This window comes from Pseudarthrobacter sp. 902506025 (assembly GCF_040702325.1).
In the GTDB taxonomy this organism is placed as follows: Bacteria; Actinomycetota; Actinomycetes; order Actinomycetales; family Micrococcaceae; genus Arthrobacter.
This window is the reverse complement of sequence record NZ_JBFBKW010000003.1, coordinates 447,174-468,539: the sequence shown is the minus strand read 5'-3', so window position 1 is coordinate 468,539 and position 21,366 is coordinate 447,174. Positions and strand designations below refer to the sequence as shown.

Below are 21,366 nucleotides of genomic sequence, written 5' to 3'. Positions count from 1 at the left end.
AGACCCCGTGACCGATACCCGCTATCTGGTCCACGGGGTCTTTTGGGATGGCCCGCCTGCCTCAACCCCAGCGGACGACGCCGGCGGCCCGGTCCTGCGCCTCCAGTCACCCGAGGGGGACTTCCGGGAGCTCAGCCTCAGGGCGGGCAGCCGGCTCGGCTTCAAGGTGGTGGAACCCGGCCGGTTCTGCCTGGGCCACGTCCAGGTCCAGTCAGCGGGCTCCCGCCGCCACATCCTGTGCGGCTCCGCCGCCCCGGCCCTTCGGGGCAAGCAGTGCGAGCGGTGCTTCGTACTTGACGAGTCCCGCCTGATGCACGACTTCCACCGTGGCGGCAGGGTGACCCCCGGCCTGCGGGACTACCTGATGCAGGAACACTGGCTCTACGTGGCCACGTTCGCGGGAGGCGCCACCAAGGTGGGAACGGCCTCCGGCCCGCGGAAGTGGAACCGGCTGGCGGAGCAGGGGGCCGCAGTGGCGAGGTATGTTGCCAGGGCGGAGGATGGCCGGGTGGTACGGGTCCTCGAGGACCTGGTGACGGCCGGCGTCGGCCTGACCCAGCAGGTGCGCTCGGCCGCGAAGGCGGAGGCGCTGCTCCGGCCGCTGCCGGCCGGCGCGGTGGACGAAGCCAATTCCCGCGCCGCCGGTGACGTACGGGCCCTGCTGGCGCGCACCGCCGTCGACGGCTTTCAGGCCGTGGAGGAGCAGTGGCTGCGTCCCGCGCATGCTGATGCCCTGTACGGAAGCGCGTCCCGCCACGCCTATCCGCATGCCCTGGACCAGGGGCGGCACGGTTTCAGCATCGCAGCCCTGGGCGGGGCCAACGCGCTGGCCCGGCTGGACGGAACGGACGCCGAATTCGTGGTGAACCTGTCCCAGCTGGCTGCCCGGACCGTCGTGCTGGGGGAGTATGCCTCAGAGGTGCCGGCAGTGCAGGAAGCATTGTTCTGATACCGGGGCCCGGCCCGCCCGCCGGGGTGGCCGGGCACTCGGTAGACTTGGACGGTGCTGAACGAATTCTGGGCCACCGCGCCCACCCGCTACAAAGTCCTGGTCTTCAGCGCGATGGGACTGATCGCCGTCGGCATCATCCTGAATCTGGTGGGCAACACCAGCGGCAACCAGGCACTGGCCATGGCTTCCCTGCCCTTCATCGGGCTCGGGCTGGTCCTCCACGTCGTGGGCATCGTGGTGCGCGGCCAGGCGATCCGCAAAAACCTCAGGCGCTAGCCGCCGCGTTCCGCAGCACGTGGCTGCGGGCATGTTCCACGGCATCCGGGAGCCGGTCGAACAGGTGCTTGTGGTGCCGCAGGGAACGGATCACGCCCACGTTGGTCACCAGGTCAAGGTGGTCAGGCCGCACACCCTTGAGCAAAACGGTGATGCCGCGCAGCTCCAGGGCGGAAATGACCTCCACCAGGGCGTGGGCGCCGGTCGCGTCCAGCATCCGCAGCTGCGACAACCTGATGATGGCCACCTGCACGTCCTTGACCTGGCTGATCTCCTGGAGGATGCGCTCGGCGGCACCAAAGAACATCGCTCCATCCAGCCGGAAAACTGCGATGTGTTCGTCTCCTTCCAACCGCGGACCGGGAATCTCCTCGCGTTGGACCCCGCTCAGTGAAGCGAATTTCCGCAGTGCGAAGAGGGCGGCCGCGGCCAGCCCTATCTGGATGGCAACGATGAGGTCGAATGCCACCGTGATGACGGCCGTGAGCACGAAGACCGCGGCGTCTGCCCGGGTGGAACACAGGATGGCGGTGATGGTGCGCCGCGAGACCATCCGTACCGCCGTGACCATCAGGACCCCGCCCAGTGCTGCCAGCGGGATGCGGCTGACCATTCCGGAGGCCAGGTAGGTGATGCCCAGCAGCACGATGGCGTGCACCGCTGCGGCCAGGCGGGTCCTGGCGCCGGACCGCACGTTCACCGCGGTCCGTGCGATGGCTCCGGTGGCCGGCATCCCGCCGAACAGGCCGGCCGCGATGGAAGCCAGGCCCTGTCCCATCAGCTCACGGTCGGGGCTGTAGGGGCAGGTGGGCCTGCCGTCCGGCCCGGCCATCCCGGCGGCCACGCGCGCCGAGAGCAGTGACTCGATGGCAGCCAGGAAGGCGACAGCCACGGCGGGCATTGCCAGGTTGCCAAGGGAAGCAGGGTCCAGGGACGGGATGGACGGTGCCGGAAGGGAATGCGGGAGTGCACCAATCCGCGGGACGTCCAGCTGCAGGATTTCGGCGGCGGCGGTCGCCAGGAGGACCGCCAGCAGGCTGGCTGGAAGTGCGCGGAACAGCTTCTGCACCAGGACCATCACGACGGCGACTCCCGCCACGAGCGCGAGGGTCAACAGGACCGTCGGGGTGGAGGCGCCCGCTGCCGCCTCCACCGCGGCCAGGAGGGTGTTGTGCCCCGGGGTGCCGGACGTGCCGGTGGCCAGCGGGACCTGCTGGAGGAAGATGATGGCGGCAATGCCCAGCGTGAAGCCTTCCACGACGGGCCAGGGGATGAAGGCCACGGCCCGGCCCAGGCCACTGAAGCCGAGCGCGCAGACCAGCAGCCCCGCCATCAGGGACAAAAGGGCGACGCTGCCGATGCCGTGGACCGCCACCACGGGGGCCAGCACCACCACCATGGCTCCCGTGGGACCGGACACCTGTACCGGGGAGCCGCCCATGACGGCTGCCACCAGCCCGGCCACGATCGCCGTGATGAGGCCCGCTTCGGCACCCACCCCGGAGCTGACGCCGAACGCCAGGGCCAGCGGCAACGCCACAATGCCCACGGTGATTCCTGCCAGCAGGTCGGTACGCCAGGTGCCGGCAAGCCCGGCGTAATCCTTCCGGGAGGGCAGGAACCGGGTGATGCTCCCCGCGGCCGTGCCCCGGGCCGTGACCGGGTCGGCGGTCACTTGGCTGACCCGCCGGCCAGGTGTTCTGCCGGCAGTTGCTGTGCCAGCCGCAGCTGCTCATTGGAGCCGGCCAGGCTGTCTACGAGGAAGGTCCGGGCAATGGCAAGCAGCTGTGAGACCCCTGGGTGGGCGAGCTGATACGTCACCGCATTGGCACTGCGTACGGAGGTCACCACCTTGTGCTTCCGCAAGGTGGCCAGGTGCTGGGAGAGGTGCGAGGCCTCCAGCCCGGTCTCTGCCAGGAGGTAGCTCACCGGGGCAGACTCCTGCGGCGCCGCGGCCAGCAGCTCAAGGATCCGTATCCTGGCCGGGTGGGCCAGGCCCTTGAAAAGGTTCGCTTTGATCTCGTAGAGCGGGGCTTGGGCGGAAGACAGCATCAAAGGTGGCGCTCCTGTGCGCGATGGCCGGCCGGTCATATCCCGGACAGCGGATTGATGGAATGATGAAATCATCATACCAGTGCAGCGGGCGTCTTTTGAAGGGCGTGGCAACGATAGGCTGGAATCCATGACTATCAATCCGGACCTGCAGGGCCGTAGCTACCCTGCCGCAGAGGTGTATGACGTCGGCCGCGAGAAAATCCGTGAGTTCGCCCGCGCCGTGAAGGCGACCCATCCCGCGCACTTTGACGTGGACGCAGCCAGGGCCCTGGGCCACGCCGATCTGGTGGCACCGCCCACCTTCGCCATCATCATCGCCCAGCGTGCCGACGCACAGCTCATCGAGGACCCGGAAGCAGGCATCGACTTCTCCCGCGTGGTCCATGCAGACCAGCGCTTCACCCACCACCGGCCCATCGTCGCCGGTGACCGGCTCGTTGCCGAACTGCATGTTGACGGCGTCCGTGCCATGGGCGGCGGCGCCATGATCACCACCCGCTCGGAGATCTTCGCCCTCGGTTCCGGTGATTCGCGGGAACCCGTCACCACCACCACGTCATCCATCCTGGTCCGCGGAGAGGGACAGTAACCATGAGCCCCACCTTCAACGAACTCAGCGCCGGCCAGGAAATCGGCAGCCGCACCATCGAGGTCACACGCACCGACCTGGTCAGGTACGCCGGGGCGTCCGGCGACTTCAACCCCATCCACTGGAACGAGGCCTTCGCCAACGGCGTGGAACTGCCCGGCGTCATCGCCCACGGCATGTTCACCATGGGCTCCGCCGTCCAGCTGGTGACGGACTGGGCGGGCGACCCGGCCGCCGTCGTTGACTTCCAGACCCGCTTCACCAAGCCGGTCCTGGTGACCGACACCACCGGAACCGACCAGCCCGGGGCCACCATCGAGGTCAGCGGCACCATCGGAAAGCTCGACGCCGATGCGGGCACCGCGCGCGTCGACCTCACCGTTGTCTCCGCCGGGCAAAAAGTCCTGATGAAGGCCCAGGCCCTCGTCAAGCTGTCTTGAGCTGCACCTTTTGACCACTCCTGCAGGAACCACCGCGACGGCCGGGCAGGTCACTGCCTGGCGGAACGCCGTCGTGGTGGCCTACGGCGCCAGCGGCCTTGCCTTTGCCTCCTGGGTGTCCCGGCTGCCCGCTATCCGGGACACCCTGGACCTCACCCCGGGCAACATCGGCGTCATCCTGCTGTGCATGACGCTGGGGTCCTTCGCCTCCGTGTCTGCGTCCGGGCTGATCGTGCTGCGGCTGGGCTCCAAGCGGACCATCCGGACAGGCAGCATCATGGTGGGCGCCGGCCTGCTGACGGCGGGTTTTGGCACAACCGTGCTGGCAAGCCCGGTGGCAACCGCCATCGGCCTGGCCATCATTGGCCTGGGCACCGGAAGCTGGAACACGGCATCCAACGTTGAAGGCGCCGCGGTGGAACGCGCGGTGGGCCGGCACATCATGCCGCGGCTTCACGGTGCCTTCAGCCTGGGAACGGTGGCAGGCGCGGGCCTGGGGGCCGTTGCCGCCGCGGTGTCCATGCCGGTGTTCTGGCACCTTGCGGGGGCAGGGGCGGTGGTGGCGGTGTCGGTAGCAACGGCTGCCTCCTGGTTCCGCGCCGATGTCACCCCGGTGGCGGGGGAGCGCAGTTACTCCCCGGATACGTTCGAGGATCCCAGTACCGGGCCGATTCCCGTGATCGCTGCCGGAACCACGTCCGGCGATGCCCCGCTTGACAACAAGCGAAAGATCGCCCGGGCATGGCGGGACCGGCGGACCCTGCTCCTGGGTGTCCTGGTGCTGGGCCTCGCCCTGGCCGAAGGCGCGGCAGGGGACTGGGTGGCCCTCGCGCTGGCCGACGGCCACGGGCAGAGCGATGCTGCCGGTGCCGCCGGCTACGGGCTGTTTGTCACGTTCATGACCATCGGACGTTTTGCCGGAACGGTGCTGCTGGACAGATTCGGCAGGGTTCCCGTGATGCGCTGGTGTGCTGCCATGGCTGTGCTGGGACTGGGCGTCTTCGTCTTTGCGCCGGTGCCGTGGCTTGCCTACGTGGGGCTCGCACTGTGGGGCCTGGGAGCATCCCTGGGCTTCCCGGTGGGCATGTCCGCCGCAGCCGACGACCCCGCGATGGCTGCCGCCCGGGTGTCCGTGGTGTCCACCATCGGCTATGCCGCGTTTCTGTGCGGTCCGCCGCTGCTGGGGCTGCTGGCCGAGCATGTGGGCATCCTGCATTCGCTGCTGGCCGTGATGGTGATGCTCGCCGTGAGCTTCGTCCTCTCCCCGGCGGCCCGGAAGCTGGCCTGAAGGTACTGCGTTGTACTGCGCCCGCACAGTATCTTCAAGTAACGTGGACAGGTGACTTCCACGCTCCTTTCCTCCCTGACCACCTCCGCCGTCGGAGGCCCTGCCGGCAAGTACATCGAGGCCCGCACCGAGGCGGACATCATCGACGCGGTCCGCTCGGCGGATGCCGCCGCGGAACAGGTGCTGATCGTCAGCGGCGGATCCAACCTCCTGGTCTCCGACGACGGGTTTCCCGGGACGGTCATCAGGATCGCCTCCGAGGGGTTCACGGTCAACGCCGAGGATTCCTGCGGGGGAGTGGCAGTGGTGGTGCAGGCCGGCCACAACTGGGACAAATTGGTAGCGCACGCGGTGCTGCACGCCTGGTCCGGTATCGAGGCGTTGTCCGGCATCCCCGGTTCAACGGGGGCCACGCCTGTCCAGAACGTGGGTGCCTATGGTGCTGACGTTTCCCAGACCATCGCCGCCGTCCGCACCTGGGACCGGAAGCGGAACGCCGTGCAGACCTTCACCAACTCGGAGCTGAAGTTCGGCTACCGGGACTCCATCCTCAAACAGACCACCGTCAACGGTTCGCCCCGGTACGTGGTCCTCACCGTCGAGTTCCAGCTGCCGCTGGGCCGGATGAGCGCGCCCATCCGGTACGCCGAGCTGGCCCGGGCCCTGGGGGTGGAGGTGGGACAGCGCGCCTACGCGAACGACGTCCGCCGCGAAGTCCTCCGCCTGCGCGCCTCCAAGGGGATGGTGTGGGACGCAGCTGACCGGGACACCTACTCCACCGGGTCCTTCTTCACCAACCCGATCGTGGCGGCCGACGTCGCGGACAAGCTGCCGGAAAGCGCTCCGCGCTACCCGGCCGGGCAAGACGGGATGGTGAAGCTCTCCGCCGCATGGCTGATTGACCAAGCAGGCTTCGGGAAGGGCTTCGGCCTGGAAGACGACGGCGTGGCCGGCGGCCGGGCGTCGCTGTCCACCAAGCACACCCTGGCCATCACCAACCGTGGCTCCGCCAGCGCCGCCGACATGGTGGCTGTCGCGCGGGAAGTGCGGGCCGGCGTCGAACGCCACTTCGGCATTTCGCTGCACCCGGAGCCGCTGCTCATCGGCCTCGAACTCTAGCCGTCCCCGCAGGGCCGCGCCCGGCCTAGGATGGGCGCATGGCTGCATTTGGTGCCCTGCGCGACGGCAGGATGGTCGGCAGGCTCCGGCTGGTGTCCCAGCGGCTCGCCGGGATTGAGGCCACCTCTGTGCCGGGGCTGGTCCGTTGGATGACCGCCATGCAGGCCCAGGACCTGCCCGCGGCACTCTGGGCGGTGGGTGTCCGCGTGCCCGGGGCGGGAATCACCGATGTCCGGGCGGCCATCCATGCCGGCACAGTGGTGCGGTCCTGGCCGATGCGCGGGACGTTGCACCTCGTGGCTCCGGAGGACCTGCGCTGGATGCTGGACCTCACGGCCGAGAGGCTCACCAGGAGCATCGCGGGCCGTCACCGGCAGCTGGAGATTACGTGGGCAGACGTGGAGAAGGCCCGCGACCTCGCGCTGGAACACATCTCGGCGGAGGGCCCCGTCAGCCGCGCCGCTCTGTTCAAGGTGTTCGACGACGGAGGCCAGCCGACGCTGGGCCAACGCGGGATTCATCTCCTGGGTTCGCTCTGCCGGCACGGCTGGCTGGTTTTGGGGCCCCTGGCCGGAAACCAGCAGCTGATCGCGGCGTTTGATGACTGGATACCCTCGTCCCGGAGCCTGGAACGGGAGGCGGCCCTGTCTGAGTTCCTGCTCCGTTACTTCCGCAGCCATGGGCCGGCCACCCTCCGCGACTTCGCCTGGTGGACGCAGCTGCCGCTGACCGAGGTACGCACGGCGTTTGAACACGTCCGGCGCGAGTTGGTGGAGCTGGAGTTCGCGGGGACCAGCTATTGGCTGTCCCCGGAGGTGGCGGCGCTGCTGGACTCCGGAGTGCCCGGCGTCCGGTCCGTCCACCTGCTGCCGGGTTTTGATGAGTTTGTCCTGGGCTACACGGACCGCAGCCTCGTCCTGGCGCCGGAGCACTCCGACCTGATCGTGCCCGGCGGGAACGGTGTCTTCAAGAAGACGGTGGTTGCCGCGGGGAAGGTTGTTGGCACCTGGGCGCTGAAGGGCACCGGGCCGGGTGCCGCCGTCGTACCTGAACTCTTCGACGAAGCCCGGCCGCTTGGCCCGGCGGCGCAGGCAGCCCTGGCCAAGGCCGGCCGGCGCTACACGACGTTCCTGGCCACCTGACGTGCTTCCAGCCCTCACATAACCGGTCCTTTGCCGCTTAACCGGTCCCGCCCCGCATAACCGGCCCCGGGCAGCAACGGTTGTGCGGGTAAGGGCCGCTCGTACCGCGGGCCATCCACATGGCGACGTCCCGTGCTTCCGATGCCGGTGTCCGCCGTCGACCCTTGGACAATGAATTCCGGTGATTTGCAGGCCCTCGTCGACCATCGCTGGCCCAAGCAGGTGGTGGCGTCAACCCGCCAATTGGCGGCTGCCGGGCTGGACGACCGTGTGCTGACTGCGGCCGTGAAGAGCGGTACCGTGCTCCGGTTGCGGCGGGGAGCCTACGTCCGGAGCAGAAACTGGCATGGGCTCAAAGAATGGGACCGGGACCAGGCCCGGCTGATGGCCCACTTCGAGTCCACCCACGGCCGGTCCCGGTACAGCCACGTGAGCGCGGCATTGTTGCGGGGGCTTTTTGTCTGGGAAGGCGGGCCCGCCGTGCACGTGACAACCCAGTACGCCAACTCGAAGGCCAGCGCAGGAAGGGACGTCCGGACTCACAGGCTGCCGCTCGCGGAAGCTGAGAAGGCTTCACTGTGGACGCCCGACGGGCGGGAAGTCCTTACCACCAGTGCCGAGCGGACCGTGCTGGACTGCGCACGTATCCTGCCCTTGGAAAAGGCCGCTGTGATCGGTGACCACGCGCTGCGCAAGGGTGCGTCCATCGAGGCCATGCGGCAGCTGCTGAACGACAGTCCAGTGGTCCGCGGCGGCAGGCTCGCCTGGGACCTGCTGGCTGTTCTGGATGCCCGGTCCGAGTCCCCGGGGGAGACCCGGACCAGGCTGATGCTGCATTCTCTTGGCCTGCGCATGTTCGAACCGCAGGTTGGGATCACCACCCGCGAGGGCATTTTCCGGGCGGATTTCGCGGACCCCGACGCCCGGGTGATTATCGAGTTCGACGGCGTCGCCAAGTACACGGACTACAAGCCGGCGGCGGATGTGCTGCTCGCGGAGCGGCGCCGGGAGAACGCATTGCAGGAGCTGGGTTGGGCAGTCTTCCGGATCAATTGGCAGCAGCTGAACCGGCCAGGAGAGCTGCGGCAACGGCTGTACGCATTCCTGGCGCGCCATTCCGGAACGCAAAAGCGGCCCTTGCCCGCATAACCGGTGCCGGGCAGCAACGGTTATGCGGGCGAGGGCCGCTAGTGAGGCAGCTGGAAGCTACAGGTTGCCGGTGGCGATGTTGAGCATGCGGCGCAGCGGCTCGGCGGCGCCCCAGAGGAGCTGGTCGCCCACGGTGAAGGCGCTGATGTACTGCGGGCCCATTTCCATCTTGCGGATGCGGCCCACCGGGATGTCCAGGGTGCCGGAGGCGGCCACGGGGGTCAGCTCGGCCATGGAGGCCTCCTTGGTGTTGGGAACCACCTTGGCCCACTGGTTGTCCTCGTCCAGGAGCTTTTCGATCTCGGCCACGGACAGGTCCTCGCGGAGCTTCAAGGTCAGGGCCTGGGAGTGGGAGCGCATGGCGCCGATGCGGACGCAGAGCCCGTCCATGATCACGTGGTTTTCCTCGGAGGTGCCCAGGATCTTGTTGGTTTCCACCCCGGCCTTCCACTCTTCCTTGGACTGGCCGTTGCCCAGGTCCGCGTCGATCCAGGGGATCAGGGAGCCGGCCAAGGGGACACCGAACTGGGTCGCGTCGATGTCGGTGCGCTGGTGGGCCAGGACCTTGCGGTCAATGTCCAGGATGGCCGACGCCGGGTCGTCCAGTTCCGTGCTGACCTCGGCGTTGAGCGTGCCGAACTGGCTGAGCAGCTCACGCATGTGCCGGGCACCGCCGCCGGACGCCGCCTGGTAGGTCATGGAGGTTCCCCACTCCACCAGGCCGTTCTTGAACAGGCCGCCGAGGCCCATGAGCATGCAGGAGACGGTGCAGTTGCCGCCAATGAAGTCCTTGGTGCCGTTGACCAGGCCCTTGTCGATGACATCGCGGTTGATGGGGTCCAGCACGATGATCGAATCGTCGTTCATGCGCAGGGTGGAGGCGGCGTCGATCCAGAGGCCGTCCCAGCCGCGGCTGCGGAGCTCGCCGTGGACCTGCTTGGTGTAGTCGCCGCCCTGGGCGGTGACGATAATGGGCAGCTTGGCCAGGGTGTCGAGGTCGAACGCGTTCTCGAGCTTGCCGGCGCCGTCAGCGAACGACGGCGCGGCACCTCCCGCGTTGGAGGTGGAGAAGAACACCGGGTTGATGTTGGCGAAGTCGCCCTCGTCCTGCATGCGCTGCATGAGGACGGAACCGACCATGCCGCGCCATCCGACCAGGCCGACGGAAGGGGTAGCTGCTGTAGTCATTGGTCCAGTTTAGACTTCGCATTCGGAAGGGCGCAGTCGGTTACGTCACTGCGTGCCGCCATGAGCCTACGACGTCGGCCGGCTGGGTAAGGCGCTATCCAACGGGCCGCGGGAGGTTCCTGGCTTTGCGGAGCCTCTCCGCCTTGCGCTCCCGGAAGTATCCGGACCGTGCCGTAAACAATCAGGCCGAACAGGGCCGTCATCCTTCCTGACCCCGTACTCTTCGTCCGTGTAGCTGACGATCTCACCGTTCCCGGCCAGGCGGTTCTTCACCGGCACCGTCGGAGACCCAATTCTGCTACCAGTCCGGCCTGCTTGAGCGTCGGGTGGGAGGTTCAAGTGTTTTTCCAGCCGCCTTCCGCAGCCGTGCCGCTTTGCGTTCCTTGAAGTAGTAAGCCCATGAGGTGGGCACCAGGAAAAGCACAATCACACAGGCGATGACGAATTGCACCCAGTTGGTGACCCCGTCACCGGTAAGGACGATGATTGCCGCACCCACCACAATGCCAGAGAACAGGGAGATCAAGATGGCAAGGAAGAGCAGTCCGCCTGCTGAATTGACGGGTTTGATCACGCTGCCCGTTGAGCCTTTATAGACCCCGTATTCCTCGGGCGTGAGTCCCTGCCTCTCGGCCTCCAGTTGGATTTGGCGCTTGTAGTAGCCTTTGCGCTTGACCGGAGGAACCGGTCGTGGGTCTTCGCTGCTCATGTGGTTTCTCCGCGGGTTTCCCGAATACGGGTAAGCAGGCCGTATGTGTCCAGGCCCGTGATTTCCTCGACATCCCGGGTGGGATCGATAACCTTGCCAACCGCCCAGCCGAGGCCTTCCGGTCGAATGAGCAGGTGGTCTTCCCCAGAGATCGACTTGACCCGGACAAAGGCGGTCCCTTCGGGATGAGTCCGCCGATGTTCCTTGATGAGGGAGAGTTGGGCGTCTGCGCCGTCGATAGAGGGGTCCTGGGCAAAGACGAACCAGGTGCCCAGGGTCCTGGGCTGCATCAGCACAGATACTTTGTCGGACTCCACGTGTACCACAGTGTCCGTTTTCTCGCCGTCGACCAGACTGATTTCCGTCCAGCGGCCCGCCCTGGACAAGGCGTACGCGGTGGGTACCGCGGGCCCTTCCAATTCAAGGTCGTCATCGACGCTGGCAAAGCCACGGGCCAGAAGCGAAGATCCTCCCGCGACGCAGATGGGGTCCGACTGGGCTTCCTCTTCCAGCCGGAGTACCTGGGCGGACTTCCTCGCGGCGTCGGTATCGAACCTCCTGATCAGGTATGCGATTTCGGCAAAGCCGAAGCCAACCGCCGTGTCTGGCGGGTTGATGGATTCAGTGCTGGCTGTCACGAATTTGTCCTTTAGTTGAGTTATCCGAAGCCGAGGAAGCTGGCGGCGCTCTTGCCGAGGTCGGCCAGATTCTTGCCGGTGTCTTCGACGAACCGGCCAGGATCCTTCACGGCGCTGGCCATAGTATCCGCGACGTTGCTGGCCGCGTTGTTCACGAACTCCTTGACGGCAGGGATCTCGTAAATCGCGATTCCGGCACTGACCACCGTGCAGATGGTTCCAGCAGGCGGCGGAAGGAAGCAGGCCACGCCGAGTGCCGTCTTGGCGCCCGACCACAAGGCCTCCTCCGGTTTGCCTGCCGCGATATACCCCGCCGTGTCGAAAGCGTTCAGGCCCACGCCGGCCCACCCCAGGCCCCGGCCGAGCCCGCCTTTTCCAAGGCCTTCGAGAATTGCACCCTGACCCTTGAACAACCATGGACTCTCTTTAAAGACACCGCCGAATTGGTTGAGTGCCGGGATATATTTCTGAAGATTCTTGAGTCCGAGGATATCTGTCGCGGAATCCAGCAAATTGTAAGTGATGCTCCTGCCCGGAAGCTTGGCCCAGAGTTCAGCATCAGTAAAGCTGTCCAGGCCTTTGGCGGCCATCGTGCCCAAACCAAAAACGCTTTTCGGCAGATCCAAGCCCGCCTTGATCTGGCCGCGAAGACCCCACCCGTCCCGGAATGGCGAACCCTTGGCCAGCCAATCGGGCCCCCAAGGATCCGCGGGAGATCCGGAACCTGGCCCGCCAGATCCGCCGAAGCCCGGGCCGCCCGCGGAGCCGGGTGCCCCGCCGCTCGCCTTCTCCTGCTCATCAGCGTTCTTGAGCAGTACTTTCGATTCCTGCTGCAGCCGCGAGACGGTCTGCTGGAGAAGGGTCCGGTGGCTGGTGTTCCAGTCCGAGCGGAACCGCTGGGCATCCGCGCCCTTCCAGGCCGGGTTGTTGTTGATCTGACTGCTCAGCTGCGTCGACTGCTGCTGCAGCAGATCCGCCGTCTTGTTGAACTGCTGCGCGAGGGCCCGCAGTTGCTCCACGTCGGCACCCCATAAAGTTCCTGCCACCAGGATTCCCCCCAATATTCATTCAACAGCCCCCAGAGTGCTGCGTGCCCCAGCCTAGGCCAGGACAGAACCACCCGCGATGGGGTGGCCTCCCCATGCCGCTGCAGTGAGCGTCAGCTCTGGTCTGACTGCTCCAGCACGGCTGCCTTCCGCGCGCGGAGCGCGAAGAACGCTCCGAAGGTGAACACCTGGGTGACTACCACCAGCACGATGGCCCCGGCGATCTTGTTCCCGCCCAGGATCATGGTGAGCCCCACGATCGCGGAGAGCAGTGCCAGCAGGGGCAGCAGCATGTAGCCCAGGACGAACAGGGTTTCCGGTTTCTTCAGCATGTTCCTAGCCCTCCGTCCGTGACCATTTGGTGAAGCGGTAGCGCGTGCCGTTGGCGGCCGTCAGCCACCCGTCCGGCGGGACGGAGGCGGTGGCCTCCCAACTGGTGCCGAGCTCCGGGGCGAAAGTGTCGCCGTCGGCCTTCACATCGATGGTGGTGACCACCGCAACGTTGGCGAGGTCCGTAGACTGGCGGAAGACGTCCCCGCCGCCCAGGATCCAGACGGTCTCGCCCCCGTCGACAAACTGCGACTCAAGGAGCGCGTCATCCAGGGAGGGAACCACGACGGCGCCCTCCGCCTCGGGCGTGTTGGCCCAGCTTTTCTGCCGGGTGATGACGATGTTGGTGCGTCCGGGCAGTGGACGGTACTTGTCCGGGAAAGACAGCCAGGTCTTGCGGCCCATGATGACCGGGTGGCCGGTGGTGAGCCGGGTGAAGTGCTTGAGGTCCTCGGGCAGGTTCCAGGGCATGTCCCCGTCCTTGCCGATGACGCCATCGGATGTCTGGGCCCAGACCAGCCCGACGCCCGTGATCGATGCGGCCAGTTCCTCCGTGAAGGACTGGGGATCAGTGAAGTTTTCGGTGCTCATACGGCAATCGGCGCCTTGATGGTCGGGTGGTGCTGGTAGCCGAGCACTTCAAAGTCCTCGAGCGTGTAGTCGAAGATCGAGGCCGGCTTGCGGGTGATCTTCAGCTGCGGGTACTCGTACGGCTCGCGTTCCAGCTGCTTGAGGACCTGGTCCATGTGGTTCTCGTAGATGTGCACATCCCCGCCGGTCCACACGAATTCGCCGGGCTCCAGGCCAACCTGCTGCGCGACCATGCAGGTGAGCAGCGCGTACGAGGCGATGTTGAAGGGAACGCCCAGGAACATGTCAGCGGAGCGCTGGTAGAGCTGGCAGGAGAGCTTGCCGTTGGCCACGTAGAACTGGAAGAACGCGTGGCACGGCGGGAGCGCCATGTCGTTGAGTTCGGAGACGTTCCACGCGGACACGATGTGCCGACGCGAGTCCGGGTTCGACTTCAGGTTCTCGATGAGTTCGGCGATCTGGTCGATGTGGCCGCCGTCCGGGGTGGGCCAGCTGCGCCACTGTACGCCGTAGACCGGCCCCAGGTCGCCGTCGGCATCTGCCCACTCGTTCCAGATAGTGACGCCCTGGTCCGTCATCCACTTGATGTTGGTCTCGCCGCGCAGGAACCACAGGAGTTCAACTGCCACTGACTTGAAGTGGACCCGCTTGGTGGTGATCAGCGGAAAGCTTTTGGAGAGGTCAAAGCGGATCTGCCGCCCGAAAACGCTGGTGGTTCCGGTGCCCGTGCGGTCCGATTTATGGGTGCCGGTGGCCAGGACATCGCGCAGGAGGTCTTCATAAGGCGTTGGGATGCTCACGCCTCAAGTCTACTGGCTGAAGATCTTGGGCCGGCGGAGGTCCGGAGGTACCGCGCTGGTCTGTTCCGCCGACAGGGATCACGGCGACCACCACGCCCGCCGCTGCCAGGACAGCCCCGACGCCGGGCGCGGCCTGCCAGGCGAAGTCCCAGGGCTCCGGGCCCAGCGGCGATGCGCTGTGCAGCTTCGGGCCGGCGCCTATCAGCAAAACACCGGCTTGAACCGCTAAGCACGCGGCCAGGGTCCGGACCACCCGGTGCACGGTGATGGCGCGGAGGGCGGCGTCGAGTCCCGGGACAGTGCCTGGAACGCTGCTGCGCCGGCGGGCAAGCAGCAGGGGAAAGCCCGAGACGGGCAAAACCCCGGCACTGGTCCAAGCAGTCACCGGCCATGACTGCTCCACTCCCAGCTCAACCTGCCGCCACGCAACAAGGAAGACGGCAGCCATGAGAACAGTTGCAGCCGCAACCAGCGTGCAGGCCAGGACGGGTGAAACCGGTTGGCGGGGCCAGTGCCGAGGCTCGTCCGTGGTCCCGTAATTCCGGTGCACCAGCAGTTCGCCGAGTGAAACAACGGCCAGGGCAGCAGCGGCGGATACGGCCACCAATAGCGCGGGATGCCCGGTAACCGCGCCCGGGACCAAGATTGCCGCGGGTACAGGAACAAACGCCGCAAGTCCCATCACGGCGCCGATCGACACCGACAACCGCATGACCGGTTCTTCCCGGTTGGCGGCGCGCCCGCGCCTTGGCTGTGCGCCCGTCAGCCTGGGTGGAGACCAGAACAACATCAGCAGCGAGACGCCCAGATTCAGTGCCCCGGCCGGGTTGAACCAGTTCGCGGGTCCGGTGGCCGGATCCGTCCGGGCTGCGTGGTTTCCCGCGATGGCCGCCAACCCGGACGCAACGGTCGCAACCGTACGAAGGAGACGGTTCATGGTGATGGTCCGCAGCAGGGCGTCGAGTCCGAAGGCAAGTCCGTCCACCGGCCTGCGGCGGCTGATCAGCAGCAGTACGGCGAGGGTTCCCAGAACCAGGACGAACAACGCGCCGCCCAGGTACATCGCCAGCTGCACGCCAGGGATCCGGCCTTCTCCGCCAAAGGTGGCGTAGCCGCCCCCACCATCCGGACGTGACCAGTAAGGGTGTGGGGCGAAACCGGGCAGAGTGGACGTCCACACGACCTGGGCAGCGGAGAGGCCGAAGATCACCGTGACCGTCCAGGCGAGGGGACGGGGAAGGAGATCGCGGACGCGGGACACCTTTTCGGTCAGCTTCCCCGGCTGGACGCGGGCCTTGGGGTAGCTGAGTTGCCCCAGCACGTGTGCGGCCAGGCAGCTGAGAACCGGCCACGCGAGGGCCGGGGCAATGTCCACGGGAACCGACGATGATCCAGGTAAAGGCAGGATGCCGGCGTTGGCAGCCGGCAGCAGCGAACTTCCCAGCCAGCCGATCACTCCGATGCAGAACGCGTGCCGGGATGCTGCTGCGGTGAAGTCCGGGCCCCGGGCACCACGGATCAGGGATCGGAGCAGGAGGTACGCTCCGCCGGCGAGCAGGAACGGCCAGAGGACGGCAACGGGTGGAGCATCAGAAAGAACAGTGGTCATGGCAGCCGGCACGTTATCCCCCCCAGAACTGTGCATCGTTCACCCAAGTCAAGGGGGATACCCAGCCCCGGGTCAAGCGGCGCGGTTTTCCTTAGTCGTCAAAGGGCTTGAACTGCTCCACCGCTACGACCCGTTTCTTACCGCTGTTGGCCACATGGCAGACCACCACCTCGCCCGGTGACAGGAACGGCTCATGGGCGGGCAGCAGCTTCGCCAGGTGTGATGGCATGTGGGTGGCAAGCTGCTTGAGCACTGTGGGCAGGGCAGGCCGGTGGGTACAGACCACCACGGCCCGTTGCTTATCGACCAGGGACTCGATGACGGCGGCGGTTTTCTTCGGACTGCGCTGGTGCTTGTGCTCGGTCAAGCCCTCCGCGAGCTTCACTTTCGCGCCCGTGGCCCGGGCATACGGGGCCACGGTTGCGACGCAGCGCAGCCAGGGGCTGGTCACCACCCGCATGGGCTTCCATACCTCCAGGAGCCGGCCCACGGCCTGGGCCTGCCGGGATCCGGTGGCCGCCAGCGGGCGTTCGCCCTCGGCCTTGCTCCAGGACGAGCGCGGCTTTGCCTTGGCATGGCGGAGCACCAGTAAGGGCCAGGTGTCCAGCTCACCGCGTTCGTGCGCGTCGCGCAGGTATTCAAGCGGGCCGACGTCGGACGGGTTGGACAGCAGGCGGGCGGCCTTTTCGGGGGCGCACCACATGACGCTGTCCACTTCCTTTCCGTCCGGAACCAGGCTGTCACCGTTGACCCTGACCGCCCAGTAGTGGACCACCTTGAGGCCCGACGCCACGTGGTAGTGGATGGGCGGCAGCGGTATCCCCAGGGGCGCCTTGAGGCCGATCTCCTCCCACACCTCACGGACGGCGCATTCGGGGATTGTCTCGCCGGCGTCGATCTTTCCCTTGGGCCATGACCAGTCGTCATAGCGGGGCCGGTGGATCAGCAGGACCTCCAGGCCGTCCCTGCCGGCGCGCCACGGAATGGCGCCGGCAGCAGTTACAGCTATGGGTTCCCCCGGGTGGTCAGTCTGGTCAGCTACGAGTGCATCGCTCGACAACGCGGCGGCCCTTATCGCCGGCTCAGGCTGCGTTGCCGCGGCCGGGACGCCAGCAGCCAGGACTGGACGTCTTCAAGCGGCTTCCCGTCCTCGGAGAGGTGGTGCCGGATCCAGCGGCCCTCGTTGTCGAGGTGCCAGCTGGAGGTTTCCGGGTCCATGTAGCGGCGTAGGAGGTCAAGGACGTAGGTGATGTCGTCCGGGCTGCTGAGCTGCACCAGCGCCTCCACCCGTCGGTCCAGGTTCCGGTGCATCATGTCCGCGGAGCCGATGTACACCACGGGGTCCCCGCCGTTGGCAAAGGCGAACACCCGCGAGTGTTCAAGGAACCGGCCCAGGATGGAACGCACCGTGATGTTGTCGCTCAGGCCGGGAACGCCGGGGCGCAGGGAGCAGATGCCGCGGACCACCACGTCCACCTTCACACCCGCCTGGGATGCACGGTACAGGGAGTCGATGATGGCCTCGTCCACCATGGAGTTCACCTTGATCTGCACATGGCCCGGCACACCTGCCCGGGCATTGCGGATCTCCGTCTCAATCCGGTCGATGAGCCCGGAGCGCACGGAGCGGGGTGCCACCAGCAGGCGCTTGAAGGTTGACTTGGGCGCGTAGCCGGAAAGCTGGTTGAACAGCTTGGAAAGGTCCTCGCCCACCTGGTCGTTGGCAGTCAGCAGGCCCAGGTCCTCGTAGTACCGTGCAGTGCGCGGATGGTAGTTGCCGGTGCCGATGTGGCAGTAGCGGCGAAGGCCGTCCACCTCCTGCCGGACCACCAGCGAAAGCTTGCAGTGGGTTTTCAGGCCCACGATGCCGTACACCACGTGCACGCCGGCCTGTTCCAGTTTGCGGGCCCAGGAGATGTTGGCCTGCTCATCGAACCTGGCCTTGATCTCCACCAGGGCCAGGACCTGCTTGCCGGCCTCGGCAGCGTCGATCAGGGCGTCCACGATGGGGGAGTCGCCTGAGGTGCGGTACAGGGTCTGCTTGATGGCCTGGACCTTCGGGTCCGCCGCGGCCTGTTCCAGGAACGCCTGGACTGACGTGGAGAACGAATCGTACGGGTGGTGCAGCAGGATGTCCCGGCGCCGCATGGCGGCGAACACGTTGGCAGCCTTGGATGTCTCGGACTCGTTCAGGTACCGCGACGTGTGCGGGACATGCTTGGGGTAGTGCAGGTCCGCACGGTCGATCCCGGCAATGACGGACAGGCCCCGCATGTCCAGCGGTGCGGGCACCGAGTACACCTCGGACTCTTCGACCCCCAGTTCACGGATCAGCAGTGCCCGGATATTGGGGTTGATGTCGTTGGTGACTTCCAGCCGGACGGGCGGGCCGAACCGGCGGCGGAGGAGTTCCTTCTCCAGTGCCTGCAGGAGGTTTTCGGCATCGTCCTCCTCCACCTCCACGTCCTCGTTGCGCGTCACGCGGAAGGTGTGGTGCTCCAGGACCTCCATGCCGGGGAACAGCTTGTCCAGGTGCACGGCGATGACTTCTTCAAGCGCGATGAACCGTGCCACTCGGCCCGGCACGGCACCGGCGCGCGGGCCGTCGATGGAGATCAGCCGCGGCAGCTGGTCGGGGACCTTGACGCGGGCGAAGAGCTCCTTGTCGCTGACCGGGTTCCGGACCACCACGGCAAGGTTCAGTGAAAGGCCCGAGATATAGGGGAACGGGTGCGCCGGATCCACGGCAAGGGGCGTGAGGATGGGGAAGACCTTTTCCGCGAACATGACGCTGAGCTGCTGCTGGGCGGCGTCGTCCAGTTCCCCCCACTGCATGACGTGGATGTGCTCGTAGGCCAGGGCGGGGCGGATCTGCTCCGCGAAGACCTGCGAATGCCGCTGCTGGAGCCGGTGGGCTTCCTCGCTGATCCGCTCCAGCACCTCAACCGGGCTCAGGCCGGCAGGGGAGGGGACGGCGAGTCCGGTGGCGATGCGGCGCTTGAGGCCTGCCACGCGGACCATGAAGAACTCGTCCAGGTTGGAGGCGAAGATGGACAGGAAGCTCACCCGTTCCAGCAGGTGGAGGGTGGGGTCTTCCGCCAGTTCCAGCACGCGGGAATTGAAGGCAAGCCAGCTCAGCTCGCGGTCCAGGAACCGGTCAGGGCGGATGTCGCCTTCCGGCTGCAGGTTCGGTGCGAACTCAGGGATGTCGATCCGGTCCTGGGTGGCCCGTGATGCCGGTACCTCGGAGGAGCCGAAGCGGGCCCGGACAGGCACCGCAACATCCTGGGACGTGGCTGTTCCGGACGGTTCCGGGTTCATGGCTTCTCCTTTAGCTGGCGCTCCAGTGCCGGCGCTTCCGCCCCGCGCGGCTCCATTTCAACCTTACAAGCAATCACCGGTCCCACGGCCTTTGTTTTACGCGGCGCCGGGGATTGGTTCGCGGCCTGCCTACCCGCCGGCCGGGCCGTACATGACGTCCATGTCCCAGCGGGTGAAGCCGAGCCGGCGGTACAGGGCAACGGCCGGGGCGTTGTCAGCATCCACGTAAAGCATCACGCCGTTTAGTCCTGCGTCGCGGAGGTGTTTGATGCCGGCAATGGTCAAAGCCTTGCCCAGGCCCATGCCCTGCGCCTCCGGCGTCACGCCCACCACGTAAACCTCGCCGATCGCAGGGTGCTCACCGTGGCGGGGGTGGACCTTGGTCCAGTGGTACCCCAGCAGGCGCCCGTCCCGGTCTTCCGCCAGGAGGAAGCCGGACGGGTCGAACCAGTCCTCGGCCATGCGCGCGTCGAGGTCGGCCCTGGTGAGGCCACCCTGCTCGGGGTGGTGGGCGAACGCCGCCCGGTTGGCGGCCAGCCACGCCTCCTCATCCTTGCCGGGGACGAAGGGACGGATGGCCACCCCGTCCGGAAGGCCGGCGTCGGGCAGGTCCGCGCCCGCCGTCGTCATCCGCATCTTCCACAACTCGCGCACCGGCGCGTACCCGTAGCGGGCGGCAAGGTCGGCCGCGGCCTCGTGGTTGCCGTGGGACCACGCCTTCAGCCCCTCAAAGCCCCGGACCTCCTTCAGCGCGCCCACCAGTCGGTCCGCCACACCCTGGTTCCGGTACGAGGGATGGACGGCGATTTCCAGGATGCCGGTTCCGTCCTGCTCTTCAACCACGACGGCGAAGCCCGCCAGATCCTGGCCGGTCACCGGGTCGGAATCCTCGTCCGGGGCGTAGAGGGCCAGCGTCAGCAGCGTGTGCTCCGCCGAATCCCCGGCGCGCATGGTCACCAGGGTTTGCTCGGAAATGGAGGGGTTGCCGTCCGATTCCTCAGCCGCGGCCAAAAGGTCGCGGCAGTCTTTCAGCAGTTGCTGGTCAGCTCCGCCCCGGACGACATGGACGGGCCACTTCTGCGGATGCGCTGGAGTCATGAGCCAAGGCTATACGCCGGCGGCGGTCCAGGCTCAGGCCTCGGTGAGTTCATCTTCCTGCTGCCGGACCAGGGTGAGGCGGTAGCCCACGTTCCTGACGGTGCTGATCAGGTTCTCGTGGTCCGCGCCGAGCTTGGCCCGCAGCCGCCGGACGTGGACATCCACGGTGCGCGTGCCGCCGTAGTAGTCGTAACCCCAGACCTCGGTAAGTAGTTGTTGCCGGGTGAAGACGCGGCCGGGGTGCTGCGCCAGGTACTTCAGGAGTTCGAACTCCTTGAAGGTCAGGTTCAGGGGCGCCCCGTTGACCCGGGCCGTGTAGCTTGCCTCATCGATGACGACGCCCGCGGCACGGATTTCGCTCGGGGTGTCTTCCTGCTCGGGTACGGCCCGGGCAACGGACAGCCGGATGCGGGCCTCCACCTCGGCGGGGCCGGCGGAATCGAGGACGATGTCGTCAACGGCCCACGCGGAGGACACCGCAGCCATGCCGCCCTCAGTGAGGATCAGCACGAGCGGGGCGCTTAGGCCAGTGGCTTTCAGGAGCTGGGTGAGGGAGCGGGCGCCCACCAGGTCCTTGCGGGCGTCCAGCAGGACAATGTCGCAGGGGTCTGTTTCGAGGAGGGCCGTCGGCTCGGCGGGGAGGATATGGACCCTGTGGTTCAGCAGCTCGAGGGCAGGCAGGATGTCCACCGAAGAACCGGTGCTGTTGGTCAGTAACAGGATGTGCGACATTGTTCCTCCAAGGGCCGTCCGCGCATCGTTGGGCGACTGAACCGGATTCTCACCGGCCGGTACTGGCTTCCTGCAGGAGGTTTTGGTCCGTCAGCATGCCGCCGGCCAGCCACCTCAGCAGGGAGCGTAGCTGAACCTTGAGTATACCCGTCAGCCCCTTCCAGACCACAGATCCGCGACGTGGACCAGCACGTTTTGCGACATATCCAGTTCACATAAGGCAGGATTGGACCAGGGCGGACCCGCCCTGCCGTGAGGGGGCTGACCAGCCTTCCGGCCGATCGCCAGGATGGG

At 66.8% G+C, this 21,366-nt stretch carries 22 protein-coding genes; 8 read left to right on the top strand and 14 right to left on the bottom strand.

The window, feature by feature from the left end; genetic code table 11:
* Positions 1–7 precede the first annotated feature (7 nt).
* Positions 8–949 carry a DUF2797 domain-containing protein gene (locus tag AB0280_RS09420; protein WP_224026694.1) on the top strand — a complete coding sequence of 314 codons (942 nt, stop codon included), beginning with the start codon at positions 8–10 and terminating at the stop codon, positions 947–949.
* A 54-nt stretch (positions 950–1,003) separates the two neighbouring features.
* Positions 1,004–1,228, top strand: coding sequence for a DUF3188 domain-containing protein (locus AB0280_RS09415; RefSeq protein WP_307492998.1), 225 nt, complete (start codon positions 1,004–1,006; stop codon positions 1,226–1,228).
* On the opposite strand, the gene AB0280_RS09410 is transcribed toward AB0280_RS09415, so the two are convergent.
* A complete protein-coding gene (locus AB0280_RS09410; protein ID WP_366367007.1) occupies positions 1,218–2,903 on the bottom strand; it encodes a SulP family inorganic anion transporter in 1,686 nt (561 codons plus the stop codon). The two genes, AB0280_RS09415 and AB0280_RS09410, sit on opposite strands and share 11 nt — an antisense overlap.
* Positions 2,900–3,280 (bottom strand): ArsR/SmtB family transcription factor, encoded by a 381-nt coding sequence (locus tag AB0280_RS09405; protein ID WP_275179661.1) that lies wholly within the window; start codon positions 3,278–3,280, stop codon positions 2,900–2,902. The genes AB0280_RS09410 and AB0280_RS09405 overlap by 4 nt, the downstream gene beginning before the upstream one ends.
* Positions 3,281–3,410: 130 nt before the next feature.
* Here AB0280_RS09405 and AB0280_RS09400 point away from each other — a divergent pair, with 130 nt between their 5' ends.
* The 6 genes from AB0280_RS09400 to AB0280_RS09375 all read left to right on the top strand — a co-directional run bounded on the left by AB0280_RS09400 (position 3,411) and on the right by AB0280_RS09375 (position 9,010).
* Positions 3,411–3,872 carry an FAS1-like dehydratase domain-containing protein gene (locus AB0280_RS09400; protein WP_224026691.1) on the top strand — a complete coding sequence of 154 codons (462 nt, stop codon included), beginning with the start codon at positions 3,411–3,413 and terminating at the stop codon, positions 3,870–3,872.
* Positions 3,873–3,874: 2 nt separating this feature from the next.
* Positions 3,875–4,312, top strand: a complete 438-nt coding sequence (locus tag AB0280_RS09395; RefSeq protein ID WP_224026690.1) for a MaoC family dehydratase — start codon at positions 3,875–3,877, stop codon at positions 4,310–4,312.
* A gap of 10 nt (positions 4,313–4,322) precedes the next feature.
* Positions 4,323–5,600 carry an MFS transporter gene (locus tag AB0280_RS09390; protein WP_307493002.1) on the top strand — a complete coding sequence of 426 codons (1,278 nt, stop codon included), beginning with the start codon at positions 4,323–4,325 and terminating at the stop codon, positions 5,598–5,600.
* A gap of 51 nt (positions 5,601–5,651) precedes the next feature.
* Positions 5,652–6,719, top strand: coding sequence for a UDP-N-acetylmuramate dehydrogenase (locus AB0280_RS09385; RefSeq protein ID WP_275179659.1), 1,068 nt, complete (start codon positions 5,652–5,654; stop codon positions 6,717–6,719).
* A gap of 38 nt (positions 6,720–6,757) precedes the next feature.
* The gene (locus AB0280_RS09380) at positions 6,758–7,861 is read left to right on the top strand and encodes a winged helix DNA-binding domain-containing protein (RefSeq protein WP_366367004.1); all 1,104 of its coding nucleotides are present in this window, start codon (positions 6,758–6,760) and stop codon (positions 7,859–7,861) included.
* A 171-nt stretch (positions 7,862–8,032) separates the two neighbouring features.
* Positions 8,033–9,010, top strand: a complete 978-nt coding sequence (locus tag AB0280_RS09375) for a type IV toxin-antitoxin system AbiEi family antitoxin domain-containing protein (protein WP_275179657.1) — start codon at positions 8,033–8,035, stop codon at positions 9,008–9,010.
* A gap of 57 nt (positions 9,011–9,067) precedes the next feature.
* Here AB0280_RS09375 and asd read toward each other — a convergent pair whose 3' ends face one another.
* The 12 genes from asd to AB0280_RS09315 all read right to left on the bottom strand — a co-directional run bounded on the left by asd (position 9,068) and on the right by AB0280_RS09315 (position 21,072).
* Entirely contained in the window at positions 9,068–10,198 is a 1,131-nt protein-coding gene (gene asd / locus AB0280_RS09370; protein ID WP_364397219.1) for an aspartate-semialdehyde dehydrogenase, read from the bottom strand.
* Between the two features lie 298 nt (positions 10,199–10,496).
* Positions 10,497–10,907, bottom strand: coding sequence for a hypothetical protein (locus AB0280_RS09365; RefSeq protein ID WP_159631328.1), 411 nt, complete (start codon positions 10,905–10,907; stop codon positions 10,497–10,499).
* Positions 10,904–11,545, bottom strand: coding sequence for a hypothetical protein (locus AB0280_RS09360; protein ID WP_366367002.1), 642 nt, complete (start codon positions 11,543–11,545; stop codon positions 10,904–10,906). Before AB0280_RS09360 ends, AB0280_RS09365 begins: the two co-directional genes overlap by 4 nt.
* A 20-nt stretch (positions 11,546–11,565) precedes the next feature.
* Complete coding sequence (locus AB0280_RS09355; protein ID WP_366367000.1) at positions 11,566–12,564, bottom strand: hypothetical protein; 999 nt, start codon at positions 12,562–12,564, stop codon at positions 11,566–11,568.
* A 140-nt stretch (positions 12,565–12,704) separates the two neighbouring features.
* Positions 12,705–12,923, bottom strand: coding sequence for an NF038396 family protein (locus AB0280_RS09350; protein WP_018760496.1), 219 nt, complete (start codon positions 12,921–12,923; stop codon positions 12,705–12,707).
* Positions 12,924–12,927: 4 nt separating this feature from the next.
* Complete coding sequence (locus tag AB0280_RS09345) at positions 12,928–13,512, bottom strand: dihydrofolate reductase (protein ID WP_366366999.1); 585 nt, start codon at positions 13,510–13,512, stop codon at positions 12,928–12,930.
* The gene (locus AB0280_RS09340) at positions 13,509–14,312 is read right to left on the bottom strand and encodes a thymidylate synthase (protein ID WP_366366997.1); all 804 of its coding nucleotides are present in this window, start codon (positions 14,310–14,312) and stop codon (positions 13,509–13,511) included. The genes AB0280_RS09345 and AB0280_RS09340 overlap by 4 nt, the downstream gene beginning before the upstream one ends.
* Positions 14,290–15,921, bottom strand: a complete 1,632-nt coding sequence (locus tag AB0280_RS09335) for a hypothetical protein (RefSeq protein ID WP_366366995.1) — start codon at positions 15,919–15,921, stop codon at positions 14,290–14,292. The genes AB0280_RS09340 and AB0280_RS09335 overlap by 23 nt, the downstream gene beginning before the upstream one ends.
* A gap of 91 nt (positions 15,922–16,012) precedes the next feature.
* On the bottom strand, positions 16,013–16,981 hold the full coding sequence (locus tag AB0280_RS09330; protein WP_159631336.1) for an NUDIX hydrolase: 969 nt from the start codon (positions 16,979–16,981) through the stop codon (positions 16,013–16,015).
* An 11-nt stretch (positions 16,982–16,992) separates the two neighbouring features.
* The gene (locus tag AB0280_RS09325; protein WP_159631337.1) at positions 16,993–19,242 is read right to left on the bottom strand and encodes an RNA degradosome polyphosphate kinase; all 2,250 of its coding nucleotides are present in this window, start codon (positions 19,240–19,242) and stop codon (positions 16,993–16,995) included.
* 129 nt (positions 19,243–19,371) lie between these two features.
* Positions 19,372–20,340, bottom strand: coding sequence for a mycothiol synthase (mshD, locus tag AB0280_RS09320; RefSeq protein ID WP_366366993.1), 969 nt, complete (start codon positions 20,338–20,340; stop codon positions 19,372–19,374).
* A 33-nt stretch (positions 20,341–20,373) separates the two neighbouring features.
* Complete coding sequence (locus AB0280_RS09315) at positions 20,374–21,072, bottom strand: winged helix-turn-helix transcriptional regulator (protein ID WP_159631339.1); 699 nt, start codon at positions 21,070–21,072, stop codon at positions 20,374–20,376.
* Between the last annotated feature and the right edge of the window lie 294 nt (positions 21,073–21,366).